Origin of the sequence: Nocardia brasiliensis, assembly GCF_042691675.1 — a bacterium.
GTDB lineage: Bacteria > Actinomycetota > Actinomycetes > Mycobacteriales > Mycobacteriaceae > Nocardia > Nocardia brasiliensis_D.
Genome location: NZ_CP170507.1, coordinates 3793299 through 3804260, shown reverse-complemented (window position 1 = coordinate 3804260; position 10962 = coordinate 3793299). Strand labels below are relative to the sequence as shown.

At 66.9% G+C, this 10962-nt stretch carries 11 protein-coding genes; all 11 read right to left on the bottom strand.

Annotation, left to right across the window (positions count from 1 at the left end):
• Position 1: 1 nt before the first annotated feature.
• Positions 2–145, bottom strand: coding sequence for a hypothetical protein (locus ACFK0J_RS17555; protein ID WP_378741553.1), 144 nt, complete (start codon positions 143–145; stop codon positions 2–4).
• 11 nt (positions 146–156) lie between these two features.
• Positions 157–1032, bottom strand: coding sequence for an NAD(P)-dependent oxidoreductase (locus ACFK0J_RS17550; protein WP_378741551.1), 876 nt, complete (start codon positions 1030–1032; stop codon positions 157–159).
• The gene (locus ACFK0J_RS17545) at positions 1029–1829 is read right to left on the bottom strand and encodes a hydroxypyruvate isomerase family protein (protein WP_378741550.1); all 801 of its coding nucleotides are present in this window, start codon (positions 1827–1829) and stop codon (positions 1029–1031) included. The genes ACFK0J_RS17550 and ACFK0J_RS17545 overlap by 4 nt, the downstream gene beginning before the upstream one ends.
• The gene (locus tag ACFK0J_RS17540) at positions 1826–2206 is read right to left on the bottom strand and encodes a gamma-glutamylcyclotransferase (protein WP_378741549.1); all 381 of its coding nucleotides are present in this window, start codon (positions 2204–2206) and stop codon (positions 1826–1828) included. Before ACFK0J_RS17540 ends, ACFK0J_RS17545 begins: the two co-directional genes overlap by 4 nt.
• Before the next feature lie 127 nt (positions 2207–2333).
• The gene (locus tag ACFK0J_RS17535; protein WP_378741547.1) at positions 2334–3401 is read right to left on the bottom strand and encodes an XdhC family protein; all 1068 of its coding nucleotides are present in this window, start codon (positions 3399–3401) and stop codon (positions 2334–2336) included.
• A gap of 17 nt (positions 3402–3418) precedes the next feature.
• Complete coding sequence (locus ACFK0J_RS17530; RefSeq protein WP_218477474.1) at positions 3419–4861, bottom strand: NCS2 family permease; 1443 nt, start codon at positions 4859–4861, stop codon at positions 3419–3421.
• A gap of 117 nt (positions 4862–4978) precedes the next feature.
• The gene (locus ACFK0J_RS17525; protein ID WP_378741545.1) at positions 4979–7312 is read right to left on the bottom strand and encodes a xanthine dehydrogenase family protein molybdopterin-binding subunit; all 2334 of its coding nucleotides are present in this window, start codon (positions 7310–7312) and stop codon (positions 4979–4981) included.
• Positions 7309–8706 carry an 8-oxoguanine deaminase gene (locus ACFK0J_RS17520; RefSeq protein ID WP_378742881.1) on the bottom strand — a complete coding sequence of 466 codons (1398 nt, stop codon included), beginning with the start codon at positions 8704–8706 and terminating at the stop codon, positions 7309–7311. Before ACFK0J_RS17520 ends, ACFK0J_RS17525 begins: the two co-directional genes overlap by 4 nt.
• 2 nt (positions 8707–8708) lie before the next feature.
• On the bottom strand, positions 8709–9179 hold the full coding sequence (locus ACFK0J_RS17515; RefSeq protein WP_378741543.1) for a (2Fe-2S)-binding protein: 471 nt from the start codon (positions 9177–9179) through the stop codon (positions 8709–8711).
• Positions 9179–10048: an FAD binding domain-containing protein gene (locus ACFK0J_RS17510; protein ID WP_378741540.1), complete on the bottom strand. Its 870-nt coding sequence runs from the start codon at positions 10046–10048 to the stop codon at positions 9179–9181. The genes ACFK0J_RS17515 and ACFK0J_RS17510 overlap by 1 nt, the downstream gene beginning before the upstream one ends.
• A 2-nt stretch (positions 10049–10050) precedes the next feature.
• Complete coding sequence (pucL, locus tag ACFK0J_RS17505) at positions 10051–10962, bottom strand: factor-independent urate hydroxylase (protein ID WP_378741538.1); 912 nt, start codon at positions 10960–10962, stop codon at positions 10051–10053.

Genomic DNA, 10962 nt, shown 5'->3' with positions numbered 1-10962 from the left:
GTCAGCTCTCCTTGTTCTGGCGTCCGCTGCCGGATCGCATCGAATGCAGGCCAGCACCGTCGGCCGGTTTGTCGGTGCGCACCCAGCCGTCGGGCAGGCGGAGGGCGCATTTCTCGTGTCGGGCAAGCGGTTGCGCCATGGGCATGGCGGGCATCCTCATGCCTCGCCCCGGCCCGACAGTGCCTCAACAACCAGCAGCAGGCCGGAGTGGTCCAGCGAGCCGTAGCCCATCGCCCGGCCCGCGGCGATCAGTTGCGCGGTGAGCGCGCCCATCGGGATGGCCACCTCGGCCTCGCGGGCGGCCTGCAAGATGATGCCCATGTCCTTGTGGTGCAGGTCGATCCGGAAGCCGGGCACGAAGTTGCGGGCCAGCATGGTCTCCCGCTTCAGTTCCAGGATCTTGCTGCCCGCGAGCCCGCCGGCCAGCACGTCCAGGCCCTTCGCCGCGTCCGCGCCCAGGTTCTCCATCAGCAGGATCGCCTCGGCGACCAGGGCGTAGGTGCCGCCGACGACGAGTTGGTTGGCCGCCTTGACGCATTGGCCCGCGCCGCTGCCGCCGACCAGGGCGAAAGTCTTACCGACCGTCTCGAAGATCGGTGTCGCGGCCGCGAAATCGGCCTCGGACCCGCCGACCATGATCGACAGTGCCGCGTTCACCGCCCCGGTCTCCCCGCCGCTGACCGGGGCGTCCAGCACCCGGAGGCCGTTCTTCTTACCCTGCTCAGCGGTCCACTTCGCGGTCTTCGGCGTGATCGTCGAGAAGTCGATGTACAGCGTGCCCGGCACCGTGTGCTCCACGATGTCGGGGAAGACCTGCTCGATCTGCTCGTCCTGCGGCAGCATCGTGATGACGATGTCCTTGTCGCGCACCACCTCCGCGACGCTGCTGGCCGTCGAGCCGCCGTCGGCCTTCAGTTTGTCCAGCCCCTTGGGGCCGATGTCGTAGCCGGTCACGTCGTGTCCGGCCTTGACCAGGTGACCCGCCATCGGGCTACCCATGATCCCGAGGCCGATAAATCCGATGCGACTCATTTGATCCACTTCCAATCCAGCTCGGGGTCTTTGTATTCGAGGCCGATCCAGCCGTCGTAGCCTGCGGCGGTGAGGGTTTCGAAGAGCGTCGCGAAGTCGAGGTCGCCGGTGCCGGGACGGCCGCGGCCCGGATCGTCGGCGATCTGCACGTGGCCGATGTGCCGCGCGTAGGTCTTGATCACCTGGATCAGGTTCTCGTCCATCCGGGCCAGGTGGTAGAGGTCGCAGAGGAAGCGCACGTTCGGCTCCCCGGTCTGCTCGATCACCCGGACGGCGTGCTCGGCGCTGACGATCGGATAGTGCGGCGACTCATGCGCATTCAGTGCTTCGACCAGCACCACGGCACCGATTCGGGCGGCGGCGTTGGCGGCGAGCCGCAGGTTCTCCAGCGCGAGCTCGTCCTGCTTCGCCGGGTCCTCCCCCGCGATGCGGTTGCCGTAGAGGGCGTTCAGCGCGCGGCAGCCGGTGCGCTCGGCGATGCCGACGGCCACCTCGATATTGTCCCGGAACCTCGTCACCTCACCGGGCACGGAGACCAGGCCGCGGCCGACCGGAATCAGATCGATGAAATTAAGTCCGATCAATTCCACACCGGCGTCGTCGATCGCCCGCACGAACGCATCGATATCTTTGTCGGCCGGAGTGGGATCTTCGCCGAAGGGCCACCAGAATTCGACAGCGTCGAAACCGGCAGCCTTGGCGGCGGCGGGACGTTCCAGCAGTGGTAGATCGGTGAAGAGAATCGAACAATTGACGTCGAATTTCGGGAGACCGGACTCCCCTGCGTAATGCTTCACTCAGCTCCTTCGCGATATTTCTTCCAGCTGCCGATGCGCGTGATGTCGATCAGCTCCGGGTACGACGTGGGGGGTCGGCGCAGGACCATCGACAGCACCGAGCGGCCGTCGTCCAGCTCGATCGCGCCGAGCTCCAGTTCCGGCGGCTCGGCGGGCAGCAGGTGCTCGCGCAACACGTCTAGCGGCACGTCGAACAGCTCGCCGGTGATCGAGTGGCCACCGTCGGGCGACGGTTCGAGGCCGGGAAAGCGGTCGCCGACCGAGAAGAATCGGTATCGCGGCGCGGTTTTCACTTCACCGGCGAACGGCGCGCCGTTCAACAGATGATTGAGCGGCCCTCCGCGCATGGCGGAACCGTTCAGAAAGATCAACGGCATTATCGGGTCCTTTTGTGTCGAATTTCACCAATTATGCAGGGATTACGCGGTAGCGGGATAGATGAGATCAACCCAAAGCTGATAGATCATTGCGAAGTCGATTTCGTATGATGCTCCAGCCGACTTGTCAGCAGCTCGGAATCAAGTCCCGATGAATCGGTCCGTCGCTCGTGTTGAGCGGGCGCGTCGAGCCGCCACGCCGGACGGCGATGATCTCCGCGGCAATGGCCACCGCGGTCTCCTCGGCGGTTCGGCCACCCAGGTCGAGACCGATGGGCGAATGCAGCGCGGCCAGTTCGGCTTCCGAGAGCCCGGTGGCGCGCAGGAGGGCCATTCGTTCCTCGTGGGTGCGTCGTGATCCCATCGCGCCCACATAGGCCACCGGTAGCCGTAATGCCTTCTCCAGCAGGGGGATGTCGAACTTCGCGTCATGGGTCAGCACGCACAGCACGGTTCGGGAGTCGACCGCGGTGCGGGCCAGGTAGCGGTCGGGCCAGTCGATGACGATCTCGTGGGCGTCCGGGAATCGCGCTCTGGTGGCGAACACGGGCCTGGCGTCGCAGACGGTGACGTGATAGCCGAGGAACCGGCCGATCCGCGTCACGGCAGCCGCGAAATCGATTGCGCCGAAGACGATCATGCGTGGCGGCGGGACATAGGATTCCACGAAGACCGTGATCTCCCGGTCGCCGCAGCCGATGACGCGTAGCCCGGTTGTGCCCGCGTCGAGCATTGCCCTGGCCTCCGCCGCCACCACCGGATCGAAGGTCGAGCCGAGCGACCACCAGGGCCCCAATGCCATTGCGGCACCGGTATTCATGTCACGAACCAGGGCCACCGGCTCGGCCGACCGCAGCAGCGCCTCGATCGTGTCGTACTCGTCGGATGTGATCGGCTGGATGAACACCTCGATCTTGCCCCCACACGTCAAGCCGACGGCGAAGGCGTCGTCGTCGCTGTACCCGAAGGTTTCCCGGATCGGCTGCCCGGTGCGCAGCGCCTCGCGGCAGAGCTCGTACACCGCACCCTCGACGCAGCCACCGGAAATACTGCCGATGACAACACCTTCGGCGTCCACCGCGAGGGCGGCGCCCGGTGGTCGCGGCGCACTGCCGCTGACGCCGATGACGGTGGCGACGGCGTAGGACTTGCCCGCCCGATGCCATGGCAGGAGTTCTGCCGCGAGGTCACGCATTGTTCTTATCCGCCGTTCTATCCGCCGAGCAGTAGTTCGATGGCCGAGATGCCGAAGTAGCCGGCGAAGACCACCGCGACAATCCAGATCAGCCAGTGGATTTCGCGGAACTTCCCGCGCGCGGCCTTGATCACCACGTAGGAGATGACGCCCGCGCCGACACCGTTGGTGATCGAGTAGGTGAACGGCATCAGCACGATGGTCAGGAAGGCCGGGACGGCCACTTCCAGGTCGGCCCAGTCGATCTTGCGGGCCTGGGTCATCATCAGCGCACCCACCAGGACGAGCGCCGGTGCGGCCGCCTGGATCGGCACCACGGCCGCGAGTGGGGTGAACAGCACTGCGAGACAGAACAATCCACCGGTCACGATACTGGTCAGGCCGGTACGTGCGCCCTCACCGACGCCCGTCGCCGACTCGACATAGACCGTGTTACCCGCGCCGCCGCTGACGCCGCCGATGATCTGCGCGACACCGTCGATGGTCAGCACCTTGCCGAGACCCGGCATGGTGCCGCGCTCATCGAGCAGTCCCGCCTCGTCACACACCCCGAACACGGTGCCCATGGCATCGAAGAAGCCGGTGAGCACCAGGGTGAACAGCACGACGCCCGCGACCAGCCCGCCCGCCCTGGCGAAACCGCCGAGCAGGTCGATATCCAGCAACAACCCGAAGTCCGGCGCGGCGAAGAAACCCTTCGGCGTCTCCGGAACCACGGGCCCCCACGTCTTCGGATCGATCTTCGCCAGCGAGTTGACCACGATGGCGAGCACCGTGGCGATGGCGATGCTGATCAGGATGGCACCGGGCACCTTGCGGATGAACAGCGCCAGCATGAGCAGCAGACCGACGGCGAAAACCACTACGGGCCAACCGGATAGGTGACCAGCCACCCCCAGGGTGACCGGCGGGCCGGTCTGCGAGCCGTGGCCCACCACCCCGGCGGAGACCAGGCCGATCATCGCGATGAACATGCCGATGCCGACGCCGATGGCGTTCTTCAGCGACAGCGGGATGGCATTGATGATCATCGTGCGCAGGCCGGTCGCGGCCAGCACCACGATGACGGCGCCCATCAGCACCACCAGGCCCATCGTCTGCGGCCAGGTCATATGCGGGGCCGCCTGGAAGGCGACCACCGGGACCACCCCGAGACCGGCGGCCAGGGCGAGCGGAACGTTGCCGACGAGACCCATCAGGATGGTGCTGAGCCCGGCCGAGAACGCGGTCGCGGTGGTGAGTTGCGCGATGCTCAGGGTATTGCCGTCGACATCCTGCACCCCGCCGATGATCAGCGGGACGAGCAGGATAACGTAGGCCATCGCTACGAAAGTGGTGATGCCGCCGCGGATTTCGCGGGAGACGGTGGTCTTGCGTTCACTCAGCCGGAAATATCGGTCGAGCGGGGATTTTCCGGTGACCGGCTCCGGGACGGAGGAGTGGGTCTGGACTTGGGTCATGGCGTGCCCTCCTCGGGGCATAGCCGACCTACGATCCGGCCGCAGCGGCCGGATCGCGTGGTTCGGTTCTGCGTTGTGGGGTCTGTACTGCGAAGCGATACAGTCTGCCCCTGTTGATCAACTGCTCCGGATGATGTCTTCCGGACGCACCGGCACTCGGTTGATGTGCACGGTTCCCCCCGCGGATCGGCATGCGTCCCGAATGGCCGAGACGATCGCGGGAGTCGAGGAGAGCGTGGGTGGCTCTCCGGCGCCGCGCAGCCCGTATGGGGCGTGCGGGTCGGCGTTTTCCAGAATCTCCAGCCGCTGTGGCGGCATGTCGAGAATGGTGGGGATCAGGTAGTCGGTGAAGGACGGGTTGAGCACCTTTCCGTCGCGGACTTGAATTTCCTCCATGACCGCGAGGCCGAGGCCCTGGGCGGAGCCACCGTGGATCTGGCCCTCCAGCGACAAGCGGTTCATGATCTTGCCGACATCCTGGACGGCGTCCAGAGCGACGACCTTGACCAAGCCGAGTTCGGTGTCGACATCCACCACGGCCCGGTGCACGCACAGGGCGAGCTGGGTGTGGCTGTCGCCCTGGCCCGTCACCGGATCCATGCCCGTGGTCGGCTTGTGGTGGTATTCCCTTGTCTCCTCGATGATTTCGTCACCGAGCAGGTCGACCAGCGAGGCATATACCTCACCCGTATGGGACACCACCTTGCCGCCGACCAGCGCAAGTCCGCGGGTCGCGCCGAAACGTCCCTGGGCGAGGGCGAGTACGCGCATTCGTACCGCCTCGCACGCCGCCTTCACCGCGCCGCCGGTCATGTAGGTCTGCCGGGAGGCGGACGAGGAACCGGAGCTGCCGACCTGATTGTCGGCCGGATGGATGGTGACCCGCTCGATGCCGAGCTCGGTGCGCGCGATCTGTGCCTCGACGGTGACCAGGCCTTGGCCGACCTCGGCCGCGGCTGTGTGCACCAGCGCGACCGGTTCGCCACCAATCACTTCCAGTCGCACCCGCGCCGTCGAGTAGTCGTCGAAACCCTCGGAGAAGCAGATATTCTTGATGCCGACGCCGTAGCCGACGCCGCGCACGACGCCCTCGCCGTGCGTGGTTTGCGAGGCGCCGCCGGGCAGGTTCCGGATGTCGGAGGAATCCAGCGGTGCGGGCAGCGGCATGTCGCGCGCTTGACCCAGCATCTCGGCCATCGGCATCGGTGCGTGCACGACCTGCCCGGTCGCGATTTTGGAACCCTGACTCACGGCGTTGATCTGCCGCACGTGCACCGGGTCGAGTCCGACCGCTTCGGCGATCTTGTCCATCATCGACTCGTGCGCGAAACACGCCTGCACCGCACCGAATCCGCGCATCGCGCCGCACGGCGGGTTGTTCGTATAGACGCCGTACGCGTCGATCTCGAGATTCGGAATCTCATACGGGCCCACCGCGAGCGAAGCCGCGTTGCCGGTGACATTGTTCGTGGCGGAGGTGTAGGCACCGCCGTCCAGCACGATCCGTACTTTGGCGAAGACGATCTTCCCGGCCCGGGTGACGCCGTACTCGTAGCGCATCTGCGCGGGATGCCGGTGCACGTGCCCGAAGAAGGATTCCTCGCGGTTGTACATCATCTTGACCGGCTTACCGGTGTAGAGCGCCAGCATGCCCGCGTGGATCTGCATGGACAGGTCCTCGCGGCCACCGAACGCGCCGCCGACACCGGCCAGCGTCATCCGCATCTTGTCTTCCGGCAAGCCGAGACAGGGGCCGATCTGCGTCAGATCCCAGTGCATCCACTGGGTGGCGACGTAGAAGTCGAGCCCACCGTCCTCACCGGGCACGACCAAGCCGGACTCCGGGCCGAGGAAAGCCTGGTCCTGGATGCCGACCTCGTAGTCCTCGGCCACCACCACATCGGCCAGCGCCCGGCCGACCTCCATATCGCCGACGCGGACCGGCTGATACCGGGTGATGCCGCCGCGTTCTTGCACCTTGTGCCGCTCCGGGTCGGCGACCACGGCGAGCGGGTCGGTGATCGGCTCCAGCACCTCCCACTCGATCACAATGGCTTCCATTGCGCGCCTGGCGATCTCGGGATGATCGGCGGCGACCAGGGCGATCGGCTCACCGTGGTGACGGACCTCGTCGATGGCGAGTACCGGCTGATCCCAGGTGTGGTCGAGCCCGTACACCTTGCGGCCGGGCACGTCCTCGTGGGTGAGCACGGCGTGCACGCCGGGCAATTTCAACGCGGGGCCGATATCGAGCCGGACGATGCGGGCGCGCGGATGCGGGCTGCGCAGGGTGGCACCCCACAGCATGCCGTCCATCCACAGATCCGAGGAATAGGCGAATTCGCCCTTCACCTTGAGGGTGCCGTCGGGCCGCAGCGGGCTCTCGCCGACGCCACCCTTGCCGGGCGCGGCGACCGCACCGGGGAAACCGGTGGTGCGAGTCGAGGTCATCGAGACTCCTCCTGTAGCAGGCGGTTCCGCGCGGCCGCACCGGCCCGGCCGACCGCGTCGTGCGAGACGGTGCGCAGCTCGTCGTTCTCCACGACCGTGCGGCCACCGACCAATAGCCGGGCCAGCGGGGGCGTCGGCCCGAAGACCAAGGCGCACACCGGATCCTGTACCGCGGCCCGGAAGCCGTCGACCCGCCAGATGGCGATGTCGGCGAGCTTTCCGGGTTCCAGGCTGCCGATCTCCAACTGGCGGCCCAGGTTCCGAGCGCCGCCCAGCGTGCCGACCTCCAGGGCCTGGCGTGCGGTCAGCGCGGTCGGGCCGTGCACCGCGCGCTGGAACAGCATGGTCTGGCGCAGTTCACCGGCCAGTGAGGTCAATTCGCTGGAGGCAGCGCCGTCCACCCCGAGGCCCACCGGTGCACCGGCCGCAAGCAGGTCGGTGATCCGGGCGATGCCCGCGCCGAGCCGGGCGTTGGAGCTCGGGCAATGCGCCATGCCCGTGCCGGTCTCGGCGAAGCGGCGGATATCGGCGTCGTGCAGGTGCACGGCGTGCGCGAACCACACGTCGTCGCCGAGCCAGCCCAGCTTCTCCATGTATTCGACCGGGGTGCAACCCATCTGCTCGCGGCAGTGCTCTTCCTCGTCGAGTGTCTCGGCGAGATGGGTATGCAGTCGAACGCCCTTGTTGCGCGCCAACGAAGCCGCGTCGATCATCAGGCCCTCGCTCACCGAGAACGGCGAGCACGGCGCGACGGCGACCCGGAGCATCGAGTCGAACGACGGATCGTGGTACTTGTCGATGATTTCCGAGGTGTTCAGCAGGATCGCGTCCCGATCCTCCACCACCTCGTCCGGCGGCAGGCCACCGTCGGACTGGCCGCGGTCCATCGAGCCGCGGCACGGGTGGAATCGGATGCCGAGCTCATGCGCCGCACGGACTTCGGCGTCGAACAGATCGCCGCGGCCCTGCGGGAAGATGTAGTGGTGATCGCTGCTGGTGGTACAGCCGGTCAGCGCCATCCAGCCCAACCCGGCCGAGGCCGCGCCGTAGACGACCTCGGCGTCCATCCGCGCCCAGGTCCGGTAGAGGCCGGTCAGCCATTCGAACAGCGTCGAGTCCTGGAACAGCCCTTGGGATGCCCACTGGTAGAGGTGGTGGTGGGTGTTGACCAGGCCGGGGGTGACCAAGCAGCCGGTGCCGTCGATGCGTTGCGCGTCCGGCACGACGGGCGCCGGTCCGGCGCCGAGGGATTCGATCCTGCCGTCGGCGATCACGAGGTGACCCGAGGCGATCTCCGGACCGACTACCGGCGCGATATAGGCGTTCTCGATCACGACCTTAGGCCCACCCGTCGCCCGGCCGCCGCCCCTGATCGAATCGCTACGCGATGCCATGGTCATCCTGCCGCCTTCCGCTGGGCCGCGAGCCGCACGGCATCGAGGATCTTCTCGTATCCGGTGCAGCGGCAGAGGTTTCCGGCCAGCGCTTCGCGGATCTCCACATCGGAGGGGTTGGGGTTGTGCTCGATCAGGTCGTGCGCCTGCACGATGAGGCCAGGTGTACAGAAACCGCATTGGACCGCACCCGCCTCGACGAACGCCTGCTGCATCGGATCGAGCTTCGCGCCCTGCGCAAGGCCCTCCACCGTGCGCACCGAGCGCCCCTCGGCCTGACCGGCCGCGACCAGGCAGGAACACACCGGCGTGCCGTCCAAGTAGACTGTGCACGAACCGCATTCGCCTTGCTCACAGGCGTTCTTGGAGCCGGGCAGGCCCATCCGCTCGCGCAGCATGTAGAGCAGGCTCTCGCCCTCCCACACGTCGTCGACGGTCTCCCGCGAGCCGTTCACGTCGAAGGTCACCCGCATCAGGCTGCCTTCCTTTCTGTCAGGTAGTCCGTCCACGCCCAGCTCAGGGTGCGGCGAGCCAGCACCGAGAGGGCGTGTTTGCGGTAGTCCGCGGTGCCGCGGACGTCATCGATGGGTGCCGCCGCGGCCGATACCAGCGCGCCGAACTCGCGCAGCACCGACTCGGTGAGCGGGGCGGGATCCTGCCAAGGCAGTTGCGCGGCAAGGAATTCCTCGGCGGGCTTGGCCCGCAACGGTGTCGGGCCCGCGGAGCCGATGCCGGTGCGCGCCGTCCCGGCATCGGGATACAGCGCGACGGCGAACGAGCAGACCGCGATCACCATGGCATTGCGGGTACCGACCTTCGAGAAGTATTGCGGCCCCGCGGCGGGAGCCAGCCAGATCGCGCGGATCAGCTCGTCCGGTTCGAGGGCGTTCTTCTTCACCCAGACGTAGAAGTCGTCGATCGGAATCATCCGGCTGCCGCGGGCGGCCGATTCGACCTCGATCACCGCGTCGCCCGCGAGCAGCGCGGGGTGGGTATCGCCGGCCGGGGAGGCGGCGCCGAGATTGCCGCCGACGGTGCCGCGATTGCGGATCTGCGGCGAGCCGACGGTGCGCGAGGCCTGGGCCAGGCCCGGCAGCCGGTCGCCGAGCCGGTTGATGATCCGGACGTACGGCACACCCGCGCCGATGCGCAGCTTGCCGTCGATCTCCTTGTACTCGAACAACTCCCGGCACGGGTTGAGGTCGAGCAGGGCGCTCGGGCGGCCCTTGTCGAAATTGAGCTCGACCATCATGTCGGTGCCGCCCTGAATAGGGGTGGCGTCCGGTCGGTTCGCCTTGATGTCCAGGGCGTCCGCCCAGCTGGTGGGTCGCAAGAAGTCCATCGTCACTCCCACGCCGGTCCGGCCGCGGGCGCGTCCTCGCGCAGCACGGTGCCTTCGATCAGGCCGTAGGGACGATCCGCGGCGTAGAACACCTCGTTGTCGTTCTCCAGTCCGAAGGCGGCCAGGTCGACGACGAAGTGGTGCTTGTTGGGCAGTGACAACCGGACCTCGCCGATCTCCGGACAGGCGGCCAGTACTCGCTCGCCCATCGCGTACAGCGTCTGCTGCAGCGAGTAGCTGTAGGTTTCGGCGAACGCCTCCAACAGTGCGCTCCTGGCTTCGCGGTAGGTCTTGTCCCAGTCGCTGGGCTCGCCGGTGTAGCGCCACTCCGCGTTGACCTCGGTGGCCAGGACGCGATCGTAGGCTTCCTTCAACGTCGTGTACTTGTCCTTGATGTAGCCGTGGAACTCCGAACCCGTCGAGTTCAGCACCACCAGGCCCTGCAAACCCGCGACGACCCAAGTCTTTTCGCCGTCGTGATGTATCCGTGCGGTGCGGATCTCCTGACCGGAACGCACGAACGAGTGCGGCCTCGCGCATCCGCGACTCGCAAGCGCTCCAAGCTGCTCGTTGCTCGTGCCGAGAACAATGCGCTCCCAGGCGTATTCCTCGACGCTGACCCGCGCATGGTGAATGGACGGCTGCGATCCGACGAAATGTTCGGCCAGCACCACACCGAACGCCTCGGGCGAGGAGATGCCGTGCTCCTTGGCGAACGCGAAGACGGTGTTCTTCTGCGTGTCGGTCGGCAGCACCGCGGCGTTGTCGCCGGTGAGGTGAACCTCATCCATGTCGCCGGACAGTGCGACCCCCACATTGAGATCCCGGATCTCGTGCACACCACCGTTTTTCGACACGCTCACGACATGGGTCTCCGCTTTGCCATATCGGTTCGGTCCGAGCTTGATCGACAT

Bases quoted from the DNA above. Each gene is read 5' to 3' on its own strand.
- ACFK0J_RS17555 (WP_378741553.1), bottom strand. From the start codon at position 145: ATGCCCATGGCGCAACCGCTTGCCCGACACGAGAAATGCGCCCTCCGC.
- ACFK0J_RS17550 (WP_378741551.1), bottom strand. From the start codon at position 1,032: ATGAGTCGCATCGGATTTATCGGCCTCGGGATCATGGGTAGCCCGATG.
- ACFK0J_RS17540 (WP_378741549.1), bottom strand. From the start codon at position 2,206: ATGCCGTTGATCTTTCTGAACGGTTCCGCCATGCGCGGAGGGCCGCTC.
- ACFK0J_RS17535 (WP_378741547.1), bottom strand. From the start codon at position 3,401: ATGCGTGACCTCGCGGCAGAACTCCTGCCATGGCATCGGGCGGGCAAG.
- ACFK0J_RS17530 (WP_218477474.1), bottom strand. From the start codon at position 4,861: ATGACCCAAGTCCAGACCCACTCCTCCGTCCCGGAGCCGGTCACCGGA.
- ACFK0J_RS17525 (WP_378741545.1), bottom strand. From the start codon at position 7,312: ATGACCTCGACTCGCACCACCGGTTTCCCCGGTGCGGTCGCCGCGCCC.
- ACFK0J_RS17520 (WP_378742881.1), bottom strand. From the start codon at position 8,706: ATGGCATCGCGTAGCGATTCGATCAGGGGCGGCGGCCGGGCGACGGGT.
- ACFK0J_RS17515 (WP_378741543.1), bottom strand. From the start codon at position 9,179: ATGCGGGTGACCTTCGACGTGAACGGCTCGCGGGAGACCGTCGACGAC.
- ACFK0J_RS17510 (WP_378741540.1), bottom strand. From the start codon at position 10,048: ATGGACTTCTTGCGACCCACCAGCTGGGCGGACGCCCTGGACATCAAG.
- pucL (WP_378741538.1), bottom strand. From the start codon at position 10,962: ATGTCGATCAAGCTCGGACCGAACCGATATGGCAAAGCGGAGACCCAT.